The 16,994-nt window shown below is 32.8% G+C and carries 16 protein-coding genes; 7 read left to right on the top strand and 9 right to left on the bottom strand.

All coding sequences use genetic code 11. The features are described 5' to 3' along the window. The first annotated feature begins 236 nt into the window (after positions 1-236). The 3 genes from ACZ451_RS06935 (at position 237) to ACZ451_RS06925 (ending at position 1,486) form a co-directional block, all read left to right on the top strand. Complete coding sequence (locus ACZ451_RS06935) at positions 237-485, top strand: type II toxin-antitoxin system ParD family antitoxin (RefSeq protein WP_464216387.1); 249 nt, start codon at positions 237-239, stop codon at positions 483-485. Continuing rightward, positions 478-777, top strand: a complete 300-nt coding sequence (locus ACZ451_RS06930) for a type II toxin-antitoxin system RelE/ParE family toxin (protein WP_464216386.1) — start codon at positions 478-480, stop codon at positions 775-777. Before ACZ451_RS06935 ends, ACZ451_RS06930 begins: the two co-directional genes overlap by 8 nt. A 307-nt stretch (positions 778-1,084) precedes the next feature. After that, complete coding sequence (locus tag ACZ451_RS06925) at positions 1,085-1,486, top strand: hypothetical protein (protein ID WP_464216385.1); 402 nt, start codon at positions 1,085-1,087, stop codon at positions 1,484-1,486. 262 nt (positions 1,487-1,748) lie between these two features. Here the strand turns inward: ACZ451_RS06925 and nadD are convergent, their stop codons facing one another. From nadD to ACZ451_RS06900, 5 genes are all read right to left on the bottom strand, one after another. After that, a complete protein-coding gene (nadD, locus tag ACZ451_RS06920) occupies positions 1,749-2,336 on the bottom strand; it encodes a nicotinate (nicotinamide) nucleotide adenylyltransferase (RefSeq protein WP_464216384.1) in 588 nt (195 codons plus the stop codon). 20 nt (positions 2,337-2,356) lie between these two features. Further along, a complete protein-coding gene (gmk, locus tag ACZ451_RS06915; protein WP_464216383.1) occupies positions 2,357-2,941 on the bottom strand; it encodes a guanylate kinase in 585 nt (194 codons plus the stop codon). Next, entirely contained in the window at positions 2,941-3,798 is an 858-nt protein-coding gene (locus tag ACZ451_RS06910; RefSeq protein ID WP_464216382.1) for a YicC/YloC family endoribonuclease, read from the bottom strand. The genes gmk and ACZ451_RS06910 overlap by 1 nt, the downstream gene beginning before the upstream one ends. 64 nt (positions 3,799-3,862) lie before the next feature. Continuing rightward, entirely contained in the window at positions 3,863-4,684 is an 822-nt protein-coding gene (locus tag ACZ451_RS06905) for a 3-keto-disaccharide hydrolase (RefSeq protein WP_464216381.1), read from the bottom strand. 128 nt (positions 4,685-4,812) lie between these two features. Next, a complete protein-coding gene (locus ACZ451_RS06900) occupies positions 4,813-5,865 on the bottom strand; it encodes a sugar phosphate isomerase/epimerase family protein (protein ID WP_464216380.1) in 1,053 nt (350 codons plus the stop codon). Between the two features lie 162 nt (positions 5,866-6,027). Between ACZ451_RS06900 and ACZ451_RS06895 the strand changes: the two genes are divergently transcribed. Beyond that, positions 6,028-7,731, top strand: coding sequence for a GMC oxidoreductase (locus ACZ451_RS06895; RefSeq protein ID WP_464216379.1), 1,704 nt, complete (start codon positions 6,028-6,030; stop codon positions 7,729-7,731). A gap of 25 nt (positions 7,732-7,756) precedes the next feature. Further along, complete coding sequence (locus ACZ451_RS06890) at positions 7,757-8,221, top strand: ASCH domain-containing protein (RefSeq protein ID WP_464216378.1); 465 nt, start codon at positions 7,757-7,759, stop codon at positions 8,219-8,221. Positions 8,222-8,224: 3 nt separating this feature from the next. Here ACZ451_RS06890 and ACZ451_RS06885 read toward each other — a convergent pair whose 3' ends face one another. From ACZ451_RS06885 to ACZ451_RS06870, 4 genes are all read right to left on the bottom strand, one after another. Next, complete coding sequence (locus ACZ451_RS06885) at positions 8,225-10,444, bottom strand: ATP-binding protein (protein WP_464216377.1); 2,220 nt, start codon at positions 10,442-10,444, stop codon at positions 8,225-8,227. Between the two features lie 229 nt (positions 10,445-10,673). Then, entirely contained in the window at positions 10,674-11,813 is a 1,140-nt protein-coding gene (locus ACZ451_RS06880) for a Gfo/Idh/MocA family protein (protein ID WP_464216376.1), read from the bottom strand. 17 nt (positions 11,814-11,830) lie between these two features. Then, on the bottom strand, positions 11,831-13,003 hold the full coding sequence (locus ACZ451_RS06875) for an MFS transporter (protein WP_464216375.1): 1,173 nt from the start codon (positions 13,001-13,003) through the stop codon (positions 11,831-11,833). A gap of 92 nt (positions 13,004-13,095) precedes the next feature. Further along, positions 13,096-14,100: a sugar phosphate isomerase/epimerase family protein gene (locus ACZ451_RS06870; RefSeq protein ID WP_464216374.1), complete on the bottom strand. Its 1,005-nt coding sequence runs from the start codon at positions 14,098-14,100 to the stop codon at positions 13,096-13,098. 136 nt (positions 14,101-14,236) lie between these two features. Between ACZ451_RS06870 and ACZ451_RS06865 the strand changes: the two genes are divergently transcribed. Both ACZ451_RS06865 and ACZ451_RS06860 read left to right on the top strand, forming a co-directional pair. Next, on the top strand, positions 14,237-15,946 hold the full coding sequence (locus ACZ451_RS06865) for a GMC oxidoreductase (protein ID WP_464216373.1): 1,710 nt from the start codon (positions 14,237-14,239) through the stop codon (positions 15,944-15,946). Beyond that, positions 15,946-16,599 carry a gluconate 2-dehydrogenase subunit 3 family protein gene (locus ACZ451_RS06860; protein WP_464216372.1) on the top strand — a complete coding sequence of 218 codons (654 nt, stop codon included), beginning with the start codon at positions 15,946-15,948 and terminating at the stop codon, positions 16,597-16,599. The genes ACZ451_RS06865 and ACZ451_RS06860 overlap by 1 nt, the downstream gene beginning before the upstream one ends. The last annotated feature ends 395 nt before the right edge of the window (positions 16,600-16,994 follow it).

The following is a 16,994-nucleotide window of genomic DNA, read 5'->3' as shown; positions in this document are numbered from 1 at the left end:
GGACTTTGAGTTTTACACCAAGGCCACTGTATATTTATGAAGTCGCAAAATCTTTTAGATTTTGCTCTGAACAAAAAAATAAATCAAAACAAAAAGATTATACTAAGTGTATAGTGGAAAGCAAACGCTAGTTTGCTCCCGTACTTTTCATAGCTCAACCGTTGGGTGTAATCTGAAAATCGAGTTAGATTTGGAGTTTTTACCAATTTTTGGTAAATTTGATTAAAAATAAAACAATGAAGAATACATCCATATCACTCGGAAATTATTTTGACCAGTTTGTACAAACTCAAGTTTCTGCCGGTCGATATAAGAACGTTAGCGAAGTTATCAGAGCTGGACTGCGAATGTTGGAAAATGAAGAAAGTAAAGCAATAGCATTGAAAAATGCTATACAAGAAGGGCTGAACAGTCCTTTAGTTGAAGATTTTGACTTTGATGAAAATCTAAAAAGACTAAAAGCGGAAAAAAGAAAGAATGGCTAAAGTTATACTGAGACAAGAAGCCATTGATGACTTAAATAGAATTTGGGACTATACATTTGAAAAATGGTCCGAAAAGCAAGCTGATAAATATTATGCAATAGTTAAAATGGCTTGTAATGGGATTGGAGATAATCCCGAAATTGGAAAAGAATATAACGGAATAAGCAAAAATTTACTCGGACTTAAATCTGGAAAGCATATAATATTTTATCAGCAAATATCAAGTGATAGAATTGAAATCATAAGAATCTTACACGAGCGAATGGATTTAAAAAATAGGATGATCGAATAAAAAAACTAGACCCAGCAATTTACATATTTCTTATGCCGTTAGGGATGCAAATGAGACGTTGTCCAACAGTCACACTGTATAAATGATTATTAACACATTACCTATAAACTAAAATCACCAAAATTTTTTATTGTTTTTAGTCATTATTTAGAAGTATTACTAAATTACAATCATCAATACTTAAACCGTAGTCTATACTTAACACTCAACCATTTATATATAAATCAAAGAAGATCGTACAAAAAACATAAAATCTTATCTTAAAAAATGCTAACTTAGATATTGCCCAATTCTAATACTTTAAAACATGACTTCTAAAATTGATAGAACCTTAGTTAAAAAATACACTTTTGAGACTGGTACGTTTTATTTTTATAAAAATTATGTAGTTGCTGAAGTAGCAGAAGGCATTGCCTATACTTTTGAAAATGCAACCAAAATGCTAGATATGGCAAAATTCCATTACAGCAATAAGGTTCCTTTTGTGTACATCACCAATCGTAAAAACTCCTATTTATTTAACCCTACCGCTCATTTTAAAACAAATGCGATGTTTCCAAATCTAAAAGGATATGCTATAGTAGTTTATGATGATATGAATGGTGAAATAGCACATATGGAGCAAAGTTTCTTGAGCAAACCTGTGAAAATATTTGATACCTTAGATACTGCTATTGATTGGGTAGATGAATTAATTGTAATGGATTAAAACTGCTTTATTTAACTTGAATTCGATATAATTTCTTGAATTTCAAGTCAGCTAAATATACTTAGAAGTAATCTAAACTTATTCATTTTAAGTGAATTACGTTCATTTTCTTTGGGCAAGCAAAGAAAATGAACCAAAAGAAAGGACACTTTTTCCTAGGCTTCAAAAATTCTTAACGGAAAAGCATTGCTCTACTAAGGAAAAAGACTTATTTCTAAACAAATTTTAGGTCTGACTCACTTTATTTAAGGTCTTTTAAAGCTCAATTCCTATAAAAATTCATTTCATCTATATATTTCCAAACGGCTTCTGGCAATAAAGGTCTTATATTTTTCCCCTCTTTAATACTCTTGCGAATAAATGTTGAAGAAATCTCCATAATAGGTGCCGCTACTTGATGTATTTTTGGATGATTTTTAAACTGATGTTCTACCTTTCCTTCAGAAATTCTAGGGTAAACGTAAATATGATAGTTTTCTAAGATAACCTCATAATTTTTCCATTTGTGTAAACCTTTTAGATTGTCTTCTCCCATCAATAAAGAAAAATGATAATCAGCTCCGTGTTTTTCATCTAAATGTGCAAGCGTATGTACCGTATAATTAGGTTGTGGTAAATCAAATTCAATTTTACTAGGCTTAAGCTTATCATAATTTAAAGTAGCCTCATCAACTATTTGATATCTGTGATGGTTATCTAAGAGTGTTTTCTTTGTTTTAAACGGACTTTGTGGTGTTACTACAAACCAAACCTCATCTAAATCTGAAAATTCTACCATATGGTTCGCAATTGCTAAATGACCAATATGAATGGGGTTAAAGGTGCCAAAGTAAAGTCCTATTTTTTTCATTTTTGTAAAATTTAGGAGTACTATTCTGGTTTTTTTACGCCTACAAAATCAGCTACTAATTGATGTGCTTCTTCTAATGCTATAGTAAGATCGTAGTTCTTAATTACAGTATCGAACTGAGGTGCTGTGGCCAATTCTACAGAAGCTTTAGCGATACGCATATTAATTTTATCTTCACTTTCTGTACTCCGTTTTTTTAAGCGTATTTTAAGTTCATCTACACTTGGGGGCTTTACAAAAACAGCTAGGGTTTCTTTTGGAAATTTATTTTTAATGCGCAAACCACCCACAACATCTATATCAAAAATTACATTTTTCCCTTCGGACCATAAACGTTCCACTTCGCTTTTTAAGGTACCATAAAAATTATCTCTATACACTTCTTCCCACTCTAAAAAATCATCGTTTTTTATATGTGTTTTAAACTCGGAAAGCGACATAAAATAATAGTGTTCTTTATCTTTTTCTTCACCGCGCTTTGGTCTAGAAGTAGCAGAAATAGAGAAAGCTAAATTTAATTCTGGCTGTTTTAGTAAGTGCTTCACTATTGTTGTTTTACCACTACCAGATGGTGCTGAAAATATAATAAGTTTACCGCCTTTCATTACAATACATTAAGCATTTGCTCTTTAATTTTCTCCAATTCGTCTTTCATTTGTACCACTACTTGCTGTAAAGGAGCAAAATTAGCTTTAGAGCCTATTGTATTAATTTCTCTACCAATTTCCTGACATATAAAACCTAGTTTTTTACCGTTAGAATCATGAGTCTCTATTGTTTTTAAAAAATAGTCTAAGTGGTTGGCTAAACGTACTTTTTCTTCGGTAATATCATATTTTTCTAAGTAGTAAATCAATTCTTGTTCAAAACGATTTGTATCTAAATTAGCTTCTAAGTCTTCAACTGCTTTTTCCAAACGCTCTCGGATAGTAGCCAAACGGTCTCCGTCTAATTTTTTTACTTCTTCTAAAAGTGTACTAATGGTAGTTATCCTTGCTGTAAAGTCGTTTTCTAAGACATTACCTTCAGCTGTTCTAAAATTTATAATCTCCTTTAGTGCTATTTGCAATGCGTTTTCTATGGCTAAAAACTCTTCTTCATCAATATCCTCGCGCTCTGTTTTCATCACATCGGGCATGCGCATTGCTATTTCTAATAAGCTTGCTGCATCAGTACTAGAAATAGCATTTAATTGTGCTATATATTGCTTTACGATAGGTTCATTTATAATTGCTGAAGGAGCATCTGCGGTATTTTCTACATATAAGCCAAAGTCAACCTTTCCACGTATTAAAGCACTAGCGATAGTTTTACGCAACTGTAATTCTTTTTCTTTATATGCTGAAGGCATACGTGCATTTAAATCTAAACTTTTACTATTTAAGGATTTAATTTCTATCGTAATCTTCTTTTTGGGAAGCTGAATCACATGCTTTCCAAACCCAGTCATGGATTGAATCATAAATTTTAAATTTCAACAAATATAGTCAAATTTAGAGCCAACAATTGGCTACTTCTAATTGGATTTAATTTAACTCTCTAACCCAAATATTTCGGTAGCTCACTCGGCTATTATCCCCATGATCTTGCAATCTAATTGGTGCTTTACCGTGTGCTTTATTTTTGGGCCAGCCTATGTATTCTGTAGTGCCTTTTATTTCTACATGATCTTGAATAAGAACTCCATTATGCAACACTGTCATAGTTCCAGATTTTATTTTATTTCCATTCTTATTAAACTCGGGAGCATGGTATATAATATCATAAACATTCCAATCTCCAGTAGGCACAGCGGCATTAGCTAAAGGAATATGTTGTTTGTATATAGCACCTACTTGACCATTTACATAAGTATCGTTATCATTATTATCTAATACTTGAACCTCATACCTTTCTTGTAAAAAAATACCACTATTAGCCCTATTCTGACCTTCTCTTTGAATTTCTTTTGGTGATTTCCACTCTATATGCAATTGTATATCACCAAAATTTCTTTTGGTACGGATATCGCCTGCTTTATCTTTTACAGTAAAACTTCCATCCTTATTTACAATCCAAGAAGCTGGTTTGTTATCACCATCAACAGCAAGCCATTCAGATAAACTTTCGCTTTTGTCATCAAATAAAATAATAGCATCGCTAGGAAAATTATTATTACTTGTTGGGTTTACAACTGGTGGTATCGGCTCATAAGATTCTGTTTCTTGAGGTTCAGAAGGTTCAACTCCAGTATATTCCTCATGAACTATTCCTTTATCTAGTAATGGTTCTTCAATAGTAGTATTCTTTTCTTGATCGTTACAAGAAAAGATCATTAATACAACAAAAAATAAGTAATAGTGTTTCATATTCGGTTCGTTTAATTATTGATTGATTGATTGATTTGCTTTTCATCACCTTTTCATAGTAATTTACAACTATATGCATAGTTTCCATATCAAAGCACCACATTTAAAGAAAGTTACTTTTAATTAAATTAAAGTCCTAATATTTTTTTTAGCACTTCTTTATCTGTTTCTCCTCCTGCAAAATCATCAAACGTTTTCTGAGTTGCCTCAATAATATGCTTTTGAATAAAAGGGGCTCCTTCTCTTGCACCTTGATCTGGGCTTTTCATACAGCACTCCCATTCCATAACTGCCCATACATCACATCCATACTGGGTTAATTTAGAAAAAATACCACTAAAATCTACTTGTCCATCTCCTAAAGACCTAAATCTTCCTGCTCTATCAATCCAATCAGAATAGCCTCCATAAACACCTTGTTTTCCTGTAGGGTTAAATTCTGCATCTTTAACATGAAAGGCTTTTATAAACTGATGATAGTGATCTATAAACGTTAAATAATCTAGATGTTGTAATACATAATGGCTAGGATCATATAACATATTTACACGATTATGATTTTGAGTTGCTTCTAAAAAACGCTCAAAAGAAATACCATCATGTAAGTCTTCACCAGGATGTATTTCATAACAAACATCTACTCCCTGTTCATCAAAATGGTTTAAAATAGGCAACCATCTTTTTGCAAGCTCTTGAAAACCCATTTCTACTAAACCTGCTGGTCTTTGCGGCCATGGGTACATGGTATGCCATAACAATGCCCCAGAAAATGTTGCATGTGCGTTAATGCCTAATCTTCTACTTGCTGTACCGGCATTTTTAACAGTTTGGATAGCCCATTCTGTACGTGCTTTAGGATTATTCTTTACCGCATCTGGTGCAAAACCATCAAACATAGTATCATACGCAGGGTTTACAGCTACTAACTGCCCTTGTAAATGTGTAGATAGTTCCGTAATTTCTAATCCGTATGAATTTACTTTTCCTTTAAGCTCATCACAGTAGGTTTGACTTTCCGCTGCCTTATCAACATCTATTAAAGAACTTTCCCATGTTGGTATTTGTATGCCTTTATAACCTAAATCTGACGCCCATTTACACATCCCATCTAAAGAATTAAATGGTGCTTTACTATCCGCAAATTGAGCCAAAAAAACTGCTGGTCCTTTGATTGTTTTCATTTTTAATTATTGCTTTTTAAATATAATTTGTTAGAATAAAATGCATCGTAAAAAATTTAAGAATTATAACTTATATTTATCACTAGTATTTTCCTAACTATTTTTAGAATTGCTATCGGTTAAATATAACAAATTAGATGCTATTAAAAGTAAAATTAGATCATGAATAAAACCAAAAAATATGATGCTATTGTTGTTGGAACTGGAATAACTGGTGGATGGGCAGCTAAAGAGTTATGTGAGAATGGATTAAAAACGTTAGTTTTAGAAAGGGGAAGAAAAGTTACTCACATTAAAGATTACCCAACGATGCATGATGATACTTGGGATTATAAATTAAAAGGGAGTCTTTCTAAAGAAGATGAAAAAAAACACCATATACAACGTAGATTTAAATGGACTCCTAATGAAGATAACAAACATTTTTTTGTTAATGATTTAGAGCACCCCTACCAAGAAACAAAACGTTTTGATTGGATTAGAGGCTATCAAGTAGGCGGTCGTTCCTTAATCTGGGGAAGGCAAAGCTACCGATGGAGTGACCTGGATTTTAAAGCGAATAAAAAAGAAGGCATCGGAGTAGACTGGCCAGTACGCTATAAAGATATTGCACCCTGGTATGATAAGGTAGAAAGCTATATAGGTGTTAGTGGCCAAAATTTAGGCTTAAAACAGCTTCCCGATGGTAAATTTCAACCTCCAATGGATTTAAACTGTGTTGAAACAGATTTTAAGAAGGCTATTGAAGAGCAATATAAAGATGGCAGACTAGTGACTATAGGTAGAGCGGCTCATATTACAGACCCCAATGCAAATATGGATGGTAGAGGGGTATGCCAAAATAGAGATAGATGTTGGAGAGGATGCCCTTTTGGAGGTTATTTTAGTAGTAATTCATCTACACTTCCTGCCGCAGAACGTACTGGTAATATGACCTTAAGACCAGATTCTATTGTTTATGAAGTGATTTATAACGAAAAAACAAAGAAAGCTACTGGCGTAAAAGTAATTGATGCAAAAACCAATGAAAAGATCGTATATGAAGCAGATGTTATTTTTTTATGCGCCTCCGCGATGGCTTCCGTTGGAATACTATTGCAGTCTACCTCTAAACGTTTTCCAAATGGTTTAGGGAATGATTCTGATGCTTTAGGAAGGGGAATTATGGATCATCACTATCGGGTTGGAGCAAATGCTATTGTAGATGGTTACTTAGACAAATATTATAAAGGGAGACGCCCTAATGGGTTTTATATTCCTCGCTTTACTAATATTGATGAAAATGAAAAACCAAAAAATTACTTACGTGGATTTGGTTACCAAGGTTCTGCAAGCCGATTGGATTGGTCTGCCCATATTGCAGAAATGGGATATGGAGCTACACTAAAAGAAAATATTTTAAAACCTGGTACTTGGAAAATAGGTGCAATGGGTTTTGGCGAAGTTTTACCTTATGACGATAATAGAGTTACATTAAGTAAAACTGCAAAAGATAAATGGGGCTTACCGCAATTAGATTTTGATGTAGAATTTAAAGAAAATGAATTAAAAATGCGTGAAGACATTAAAAATCAGATCGCTGAAATGTTTACTAAAGCTGGTTTTAAGAATGTAAATACTTATGATCAAGAAACTGGCCCAGGATTAGGGGTACACGAAATGGGTGGTGCTCGCATGGGGCATAGCTCTAAAACATCTATTGTAAACAAATACAATCAAATCCATACCGTTACCAATGTATATGTTACAGATGGTGCGTTTATGTCATCTGCCAGCTGTGTAAACCCATCTTTAACCTATATGGCATTTACTGCTAGAGCAGCAAACCACGCTGCTAAAGTATTTAAAGCAAAGAAAAAATTATAATAGCTATTAATTAAGAATTGTACCAATGGACAACGCTTCAGCAAGAAAAATGTGGGAAGATTATTTAAAAAAACATACAGAAGAAAATATACCTGTAGAAGCACCACAAGTTATTCATTTTTGTGATAACCCTAAAGATGCCAATACATGTGCAAAATTAGTAGTAAAAGGAGTAAAAAAAGCAACAGCAGATTCCTTACTTGGCTTACAATACCGTAAAGAGCCTTTACCTAAAACTGGTGATTTTCTGGTGGTTACAGACTGGGAGCAAAACGCAAAATGTATTGTAAAAATTACCAAAGTACAACTAAAACCTTTTTTTAGTATCAATGATGCTTTTGCACAAAAAGAAGGAGAAGGCGATAAAAGTTTAGCCTATTGGAAAAAAGTACACTGGGATTATTACACTAGAGAGTTAGCAGAATATAACCGTGTACCTAGAGAAAGTATGATTGTTGTTTGCCAAGAATTTGAAAAAGTTTTTGGGTAAAAATTAATTTACTTTACCAGCCATAAGTACATTTGTTAAAGCTTCAAACAATCGTTTTATTTCAATAGGCTTCCATAAAAAACCATTAAAATAGGGAGCATTTTTATGCGTATTTGCTGCAGTAACATCTGCTGTTAGTGCAAATATAGGCGTGTTTTTATTTGCATTTTTAGTGGTTTTAATACGATGTGTAGCATCAAAACCATTCATAAGTGGCATATGTATATCCATTAATATAAAATCTACTTTTTCTTGCTTAGCAATTTCTATAGCTTCTTTTCCATTTTTTGCTCTTTTTAAAGACATACCCCACTTAGATAATAACTTACTCATTACCAGAGCATTAATTTCATTATCTTCAGCAAGTATTGCTACTTTATTTTCTAATTTTTCAAATCCATCTTCTGTATCTATTGCCGTTGGTACAGCAACCCTCTCTAATTTTAAATTAAAAAAGAAGGTAGATCCAATATTTTCTAAACTCACTACATCAATAGTACTACCGTGTAATTCTATAATTTTTTTTACAATTGCCAAACCAAGACCCGTACCACCATCATTTCTAGTCATTACTGATTTTGGCATATAAAAACTTTCAAATAGTTTTTCTTTTTCTTTATCTGGTATTCCAATACCTGTATCCTTAATTTGAAAAGAAAGCAAATCTTTCTTTTTACCAGAAGACACCTTATTCACAACAATATCTACACTTCCTTTTCTTGTAAATTTAATAGCGTTACTAACAAGGTTTCCTAATACCTGAAAAAGTTTGGTTTCATCTACTATATAGGCATCAGCAACAGTATCTTCTACAGAAAGTTTAAGATCAATTCCTTTTTCTTTAGCTAAACTAATGTAGGTTTGCTGAATATTAAAAAGTAATTCTTTAAATTTAGATGGATACTCTTCTAATATCATTTTATTAGAGGCTAGCTTAGAGAAATCTAAAATGTCATTTATAATTCGCATTAAGTTTCTAGCAGAAAACCGTAAAGAGGTAAGTAATTTTTTTTCATCTTCATTAGTTCTGTCTTGTAATAAAGATATAATACTAGTAATTGCATTAAGGGGAGTACGAATTTCATGACTCATTGCAGACAAAAAGTTTTGTTTCATATACGCTTCCTGCTCTGCTTGTTTTTGTTTTTCGAGTATTTGAGTTTTTTGACGCTCTAATTTTGCTTTATTCTCGTTTGATTGTATTTTAGAGATACGCTCATAATTCTCTATAACTTTAAGTGTTTGTGAGTTTACAGCCGAATCTTTTTCTTTAATATATTTTTCTAAATAATCTAATGCCTTACTACTATTATTTTCTTCTTTATATAGCGTGTACATGAAATAAAAGCACTTATATTTCATTAATGACAAATTATTTTCAGTGCTTATTGCAATTGCTTTTTTTAAATGTTTTTTTCCTTTTATACGATCACCTAACTGAATAAATAGTTTAGCCATTTTAAAATAACACATCGCTAAACCAAAAATATCTCCTACATCCTTATGGATTACAAGAGCTTCTTTAAAATCTTTTAAAGCATCATCATATTTTTCTAAATGCGTAAGTACTTTACCTCTTGCATAAACTGCAAAAGCATAGCCTCTAGTATCACCCGTTTCTAACTTTAAAGCAATAGACTTCTCTGCAATATCTAAGGCTTTTTGAATTTCTTCTCGCTTTAGATAAATCCCTGAAAGTGGATTATATGCATTAGATTCTAAATTTTTATTTTTAATCTCTTTTGCACATAAAATAGCATCTTTATACGCTGCTATAGCATTTGTTTCATCTCCAAGAAATTCGTAAAGCCCTCCTAAGGCTTTGTGCGTTTTTGATTCATTATGTTTATCCTTATACTTCTTAAATATGGTAAGGCTATCTATTAAATGGAACATTGCCAAATGATAGTTATTTGTTTTATAATAAACACCAGCTATATTATATTTTGCATTAGCAATACCAAGTTCATCATTCTTTATTCGGAAATATTTAATAGCTTCTTCTGCCGTTTCAATAGCAGCTTCACTTTCTGCGCAAACCATATGAAAAAGAGAGAGTTGACTTAAACTTTTAGCTATAAGAGAAGTATTTTTAAGATTTCTACTTTTCGCTAGCGCTTCTTTGGTCAATTTTACACTTTCGCGCATATTTGTACCACGTTGAACATAAGCATTTTCTAGAAGTTGAAGAACTTCTTCAGTAGGTTTTTTATTAGAACTCATAACTTTGGGAGATTATGATGTTAGGGTTAATTTTAAAGCATTTAATAATCTTTTACAAAGTATAAATGTTTGCATTACACTACAAATTAAATTGACCTATTACCTTATAAAGCGTTAAAATGTTTTATAGAATTATCCAATGGTAGTTTACTTAAAAATATTTGATACAAATAAAAAGCGTTATAAAATTAAACAACTCTATAACGCTTCTAAATTAAAAATAGTATTGTTACGCTTCCATATCAACCCAAGTATTCCCATTTTTGTGTGAGGCTACGGTAGCTTCTATAAAATTCATTCCACGTACACCATCTAACATGGTTGGAAACTCGCCATCGTTATACTTTTCTGCACGGATAGCTTTTGCAGCTCCTAAATAAATATTTGCCATAGAATCAAAGATACCCTCTGGATGCCCTGGAGGCAGCTTAGTACCATCTAAAGACAATTCAGAATTATAAGCATGCCCTGGCTTATAGACTTGCATTGGCTCCGTATCACTTAATTTATATAAAAAATTAGGGTTTTCTTGCTCCCATTTAAAAGCAGCTTTCTCTCCATAGATTGCTATAGAAAGTCCATTTTCTTCACCCGTTGCTACTTGACTACTACGGACCAGTCCTTTAACATGGTCACCCATTCGTACAAGAACAGTACCATCTATATCCATTTTGTTATCTTCATACAAGTAATTAAAGTCGCATAAAAGTGACTTTACTTGTAAACCTGTAGTAAACTCTATCATATTAAAAGCATGTACACCTATATCACCTATACATGAGCTTATCCCAGCTTTTTCAGGATCTAAACGCCATACAGAAGAACGCTTAGCTTTATCGTGTATTATAGTGTTAATCCAGCCCTGATAATAACAAGCATCTACTTTATGAATTTTTCCTAAAGCACCCTCCTTTATCATCTCACGCATTTGGCGAACCATTGGGTAACCTGTATAGGTATGGGTAAGTGCAAAAACAGTCCCAGCCTTTTCATGAGCAGCTTGTAATATTTTTGCTTCCTCTAAAGTAGTTGTCATTGGTTTTTCACAAATTACATGAAAACCATTGTCTAACAACTTTTTAGCCATGGGGAAATGCAAGAAGTTTGGTGTTAAAACAGAACAAACTTGGATACGTTCCTCTTCAGGAAGTTTCATTTCTTCTACGATAAACGTATCAAAATCTTTATAAATACGGTTTGTTGGTATATCTATCTCTTTTGCAAAATTCATATTTGCAGTAAAATCTGGATTAAATACTGCTCCAACAATTTGGTAGTTGTCATTAATATGCGCTGCCACACGGTGTAATACACCAATAAGTGAATCACCACCACCACCTAAAATCCCTAATCTTATTTTTTTTGCCATTTGTATTTTAAAAATTATTATGCTTCTTCTGTTACTTTTCTTTTTTTCATATAAACATAAAGCCCAGCAAAAGCTATAATTAATATTGCTGGTAATATAGACATTGTTCTTAGAGCTTCTCCTGCATTAGCATTATCCATTAACATTCCCATTACAGGTAATACAATGGATACAGATAACATTCCTGCTCCTCCCATCATAGAAAGTCCTAAAGCTCCTGTTTGCGGCAAATATTCTGCCACAAAACCTAACATAGTAGGCCAGAAAAAAGTAACTCCAACGGCAAATACAGCTGCAGCAACAAAAGTCATTCCTCCACTAGTTATTGTTAGTAACCACAAACCTATAAAAGTAAAAATAGCGGAAAACAACAACATCCCGGCTGGTTGTAATTTATGGATAACCTTTCCTGCAAATAATCTTCCTAAGGCCATAATACCATTAATAAAAGCTAATACTAATAAAGGCTTATCTACCGATGTTTTTAATAATGATTCTATACGTTGGGTGGTTCCTAATTCAGACGCAGCAGTTAAGAACATACAAAATACCATAAATAAGAAAAGTGGTGTTCCTAAACTAGAAAACATTTTTTTAGTACTAATTCCCATAGCCACACGCTCTGTAACTGGAAATTTTTGACCCAAAAATAATATGGCATAAACAATTAATGGTATAAATAAAGTTGCTACCATTATTTGCCAACTTAAGCCCATAACATCCATTACAAGCCAACCTACTAAAGCACCTATTACTATACCTCCAGGAAACCAAACATGAAAACGGTTTAACATTTTTGTTTTATCCTCTGTATACATAGATGCTATCATTGGGTTTAATGCTGCTTCTACCATTCCATTCCCTATACCGACAAATAAAGTTGCGATAAATAAAGAGGTCATATCTTTTGCTAAAATGGTCCAAACAATTCCAATAGCATGGGTAATAAAAGCCAACCATGTAATTTTTTTAATCCCTAAAGAATCTACTAAAGGCCCCCCAAAAAGCATTGCTAAGGTAAAACCCCAAAAAGCAGGAGTAAAAGCATAACCAATTTGCTCTAAAGTTAATCCTACACCTTCTGGGCCAAAAACAGTTTCTAATCTGGCTCTAATTGCAAAAGTCATTGCAGTAACAATTAACGCTATGCAAGAAGCTAAAAACAGTCTACTTTTATTTACTTGTTCCATAATTTATTTTGGTGATTTTAGTTTAATTTTCAATATTCATCTAATATAGCAAAGCATTGTTAATCCTTATTCAAAAGAAAACATACCTACTACTATTTTGCTTGTTTTTTTCCTTCTTTTAGTAATAATGCCTTAGTTGCTAAAATACCCTCCTCTTCGGAAAGCGCATTACCTTCATATTCAACACCAATATATCCAGAAAAATTAGCATCTTTTACAATTTGTAACATTTTTGCATAATCTATACCTGTTTCATTTCCTTGTGTGTCAAAATCACGAGATTTAGCACTGACTCCTTTTGCATATGGCATTAGCTCTTCGATCCCTTTATATATATCATATTCCTCAATACAATTACCTGCCCAACGTTCACCACTATCACGTTTAACACAAAAGTTCCCAAAATCTGGTAATGTTCCACAATTTGGCAAATTAATAGCTTTTATAACTTCAACTACTTTTGCAGCATCTGACGAAAGTCCACCGTGATTTTCAACAATAACATTGATGTTTTTTGTAGCTGCATAAGCTGCTAAACGCCCCATAGCATCTACAGAATTGTCATGCCAAGCTTTCGGGTTTTTTTCAGCATCTCCCCCAAATAAATTTACACGTACAGAAGAACAGCCTAAAGTAGCTGCGGCATCTACCCACATAGAATGTCTTCTAATTGCTTCATCTCGTTCTGCTTTGTCATTTACAGCTAAATCTCCTTCATGATCTATCATAATAAGGACATTTTTTATTCCATGCTCTTCGCTTCTTTTCTTTAATTCTACAACTATACTATCTAAACTTGCTTGCTCATTGCCTTCTGTTAATTTGTATAACTGGCTCACATATTCTAAACCTTCAAAACCCCATTCTTTCGCCTTAGCTGCAAATTGATAAGGGTCCATACCTTCTTCTCTTATCATTTTATGAATAGACCATTGTGCTAACGATAATTTAAAAAAAGGTGCTTCCATTTCTTTTGCATGAGTTTCTGTTCCTTTCTCTTCCTTTTTCTTTTCTCCATCTTTACAAGAAGATATTCCAACCAATAAAATAATTAGAGCTAATTTTAAAGGATTTACACTACGTTTTTTAGTATTCATTTTCTATTTTTAGGGAAATTAATTATTTAACATCTAACGATAACGTTATAGTTGAATACCATTATTATCGCAGCCACTAAATGTAAAAAATTAATTTTATATTTAATAAATTTAAAGAAATAAACAATTTTAGCCCATGAGCAAATTTTATTATAATGAAGAGCAAGATTCTTATGATGCAATAGTAGTTGGAACAGGAGTTAGTGGGGGCTGGGCTGCAAAAGAATTATGCGAAAACGGTCTTAAAACATTAATTTTAGAACGTGGTAGAATGGTAAAACACATAGAAGATTACCCTACCGCGCAAATGGATGATTGGGATTTTCCAAATAATGGAGAACCTACCAAAGAAGAAATTGCAAAACAACAGAAACAAGCTAGAACAGGTTATACTACAAAAAAAGCAAGTAATTTTTGGTTTGTTGATGATATAAAGCATCCTTATAATGAAACAAAGCGTTTTGATTGGATGCGCGGGTATCATGTTGGTGGACGGTCTATTATGTGGGGGAGACATAGTTACCGCTGGAGTGATTTAGATTTTGAAGCAAATAAAAAAGAAGGAATTGCTGTAGACTGGCCAGTTCGCTACAAAGATATAGCGCCATGGTACGATAAAGTAGAATCTTATATTGGAGTTAGTGGTGAGAATTTAGGTTTAAAACAATTACCTGATGGGCAATTTGGTCCTATGATGGAATTAAATTGTGTAGAACAACATTTTAGAGAAAAAGTAGCTGAAAATTTTGATGGCAGGGTAGTCACCGCAGGAAGGGTTGCCCATATTACTGGTAATAAAGAATATGATGGAAGAGGAAAGTGCCAATATAGAAATCGTTGTATAAGAGGTTGTCCTTTTGGTGCCTATTTTAGTAGTAACTCCTCTACCTTACCAGCTGCTGAAAGAACAGGAAATCTAACTCTTAGAGTGGATTCTATAGTTTCTGAGGTTATTTATGATGACGCTACAAAAAAAGCGATTGGTGTTAAAGTTATTGATAGGCTTACTAATGAAGAATTAGTATTTAAAGCTAAAGTTATTTTCTTATGTGCTTCAGCAATAGCTTCAACTGCTATATTAATGCAATCAAAATCTGATCGTTTTCCTAATGGTCTAGGTAATGATTCTGACCAATTGGGCAGAAATATTATGGATCACCAATTAAGTGTTGGCGCTAGAGGTAAATTTGATGGTTTTAAAGATAAATATTATAAAGGACGAAAACCTAACGGAATATACATACCACGTTTTCAAAATTTAGATGCAACTTCTAAAAAAGATTACTTACGTGGTTTTGGTTATCAGGGAAGTGCAAGCAGGTCTAATTGGGAAGATTCTATAGCAGAATTATCTCATGGAAAAGAATTAAAAGAAAACATTTTAAAGCCTGGTGGCTGGACATTTGGGATGATGGCTTTTGGAGAAGTACTACCCTACCAAGAAAACCGTATGACTTTAAATTATGATAAATTAGATGACTGGGGCTTACCTACAGTTACTTTTGACGCTGAAATGAAGGAAAATGAAAAGAAAATGCGTGAGGATATGAAATTACAAGCGGTTAAAATGTTAGAAAAAGCTGGTTTACATGATGTTGAACCTTTTGATGATCCTACTGCACTTGGTTTAGGAATACATGAAATGGGTACCGCAAGAATGGGTAAAGATCCTAAAACATCTGTACTCAATAAATATAATCAAATACATACTGTGCCAAACGTATATGTAACAGACGGATCATTTATGACATCTTCTGCCTGTGTAAATCCGTCATTAACATATATGGCTTTCACAGCAAGAGCTGCAAACCATGCTGCTAAAGAATTTAAAAAAGGAATAATATAATGGATAGAAGAATAGCACTTAAGAACATTGGTTTATCATTAGGTTATGCAGTAGCAACACCAACTTTAGTAAGTATTATGCAAAGTTGTAAGGACAAAACTGTTGCCGAAGAAGTATGGACGCCACAGTTTTTCTCAAAAGAACAAGGCGATACGCTTATAAAACTAGTAGACCTTATTTTACCAAAAACAGACACTCCTTCTGCATCCGAAGTAAATGTACATACTTTTATCGATGTTTTTACTGATGAAGTTATGGAAGTAGAACAGCAAGAATTTGTAAAAATATCTCTAGAGAAATTTCTTGATCAAGCACTAAAAGATGCCAATAAAAAAGCCATAGAAGAGTTATCTTCTGAAGAATTAGAAACAACACTTGCTAATGCATTAAAAGTTACTAAAATAGAGGCTAATGGTCATCATAAACTTATCCAGACATATAAAAAGGCTATGAAAACTGGCAACTCTGCACAGTTAGAAGACAGTGTTTTTAGATATGCATATGCTACTGAACTAAGAGGTATGACAATATGGGCTTATAAAACTTCTGAATATATTGGAGAAAAAGTATTGGCTTATCTCCCCATACCAGGAGAATATATTAGCTGTGGAGATTTAAATGAGCTTACTGAAGGAAAATCTTGGTCTATATAGATTACTATTAGAAATAAAGAATATCACATTATAAAACGAAGAAAGCTCGGGAACCACCCCGAGCTTTTGTGTTTATTCCCGATAACCAGTCGGAAATAACTAAACCAAACTTATGAATTACTTTTCATAATAAATGCATAGACGCTACAATATCAATTCACTTACACTTATTTTTAAAAAAAAGTAAAAAAACTTTTTAAAATAAAAAACAACACTATTTTATTCAGGTTATTTTTAAAATGAAGAAAGCTCGGGAACCACCCCGAGCTTTTAATTTTGTTTCCGATAACCAGTCGGAAATAACTAAACCAAACTTATGAATTACTTTTCATATATCACTTTAGACGTAACCTTATCTATTGACTTACACTTACTTTAAAAAAGTAAAAACTTTT

The organism is Allocellulophaga tsushimaensis (genome assembly GCF_055383085.1).
This window is presented reverse-complemented; position numbering and strand designations above follow the sequence as displayed.

Excerpts from the sequence above, each read along its gene's own strand:
- ACZ451_RS06930 (WP_464216386.1), top strand. The coding sequence starts at position 478 with ATGGCTAAAGTTATACTGAGACAAGAAGCCATTGATGACTTAAATAGA.
- ACZ451_RS06910 (WP_464216382.1), bottom strand. The coding sequence starts at position 3,798 with ATGATTCAATCCATGACTGGGTTTGGAAAGCATGTGATTCAGCTTCCC.
- ACZ451_RS06905 (WP_464216381.1), bottom strand. The coding sequence starts at position 4,684 with ATGAAACACTATTACTTATTTTTTGTTGTATTAATGATCTTTTCTTGT.
- ACZ451_RS06865 (WP_464216373.1), top strand. The coding sequence starts at position 14,237 with ATGAGCAAATTTTATTATAATGAAGAGCAAGATTCTTATGATGCAATA.
- ACZ451_RS06925 (WP_464216385.1), top strand. The coding sequence starts at position 1,085 with ATGACTTCTAAAATTGATAGAACCTTAGTTAAAAAATACACTTTTGAG.
- ACZ451_RS06895 (WP_464216379.1), top strand. The coding sequence starts at position 6,028 with ATGAATAAAACCAAAAAATATGATGCTATTGTTGTTGGAACTGGAATA.
- ACZ451_RS06900 (WP_464216380.1), bottom strand. The coding sequence starts at position 5,865 with ATGAAAACAATCAAAGGACCAGCAGTTTTTTTGGCTCAATTTGCGGAT.
- ACZ451_RS06935 (WP_464216387.1), top strand. The coding sequence starts at position 237 with ATGAAGAATACATCCATATCACTCGGAAATTATTTTGACCAGTTTGTA.
- ACZ451_RS06885 (WP_464216377.1), bottom strand. The coding sequence starts at position 10,444 with ATGAGTTCTAATAAAAAACCTACTGAAGAAGTTCTTCAACTTCTAGAA.
- ACZ451_RS06890 (WP_464216378.1), top strand. The coding sequence starts at position 7,757 with ATGGACAACGCTTCAGCAAGAAAAATGTGGGAAGATTATTTAAAAAAA.
- gmk (WP_464216383.1), bottom strand. The coding sequence starts at position 2,941 with ATGAAAGGCGGTAAACTTATTATATTTTCAGCACCATCTGGTAGTGGT.
- ACZ451_RS06860 (WP_464216372.1), top strand. The coding sequence starts at position 15,946 with ATGGATAGAAGAATAGCACTTAAGAACATTGGTTTATCATTAGGTTAT.
- ACZ451_RS06880 (WP_464216376.1), bottom strand. The coding sequence starts at position 11,813 with ATGGCAAAAAAAATAAGATTAGGGATTTTAGGTGGTGGTGGTGATTCA.
- nadD (WP_464216384.1), bottom strand. The coding sequence starts at position 2,336 with ATGAAAAAAATAGGACTTTACTTTGGCACCTTTAACCCCATTCATATT.
- ACZ451_RS06875 (WP_464216375.1), bottom strand. The coding sequence starts at position 13,003 with ATGGAACAAGTAAATAAAAGTAGACTGTTTTTAGCTTCTTGCATAGCG.
- ACZ451_RS06870 (WP_464216374.1), bottom strand. The coding sequence starts at position 14,100 with ATGAATACTAAAAAACGTAGTGTAAATCCTTTAAAATTAGCTCTAATT.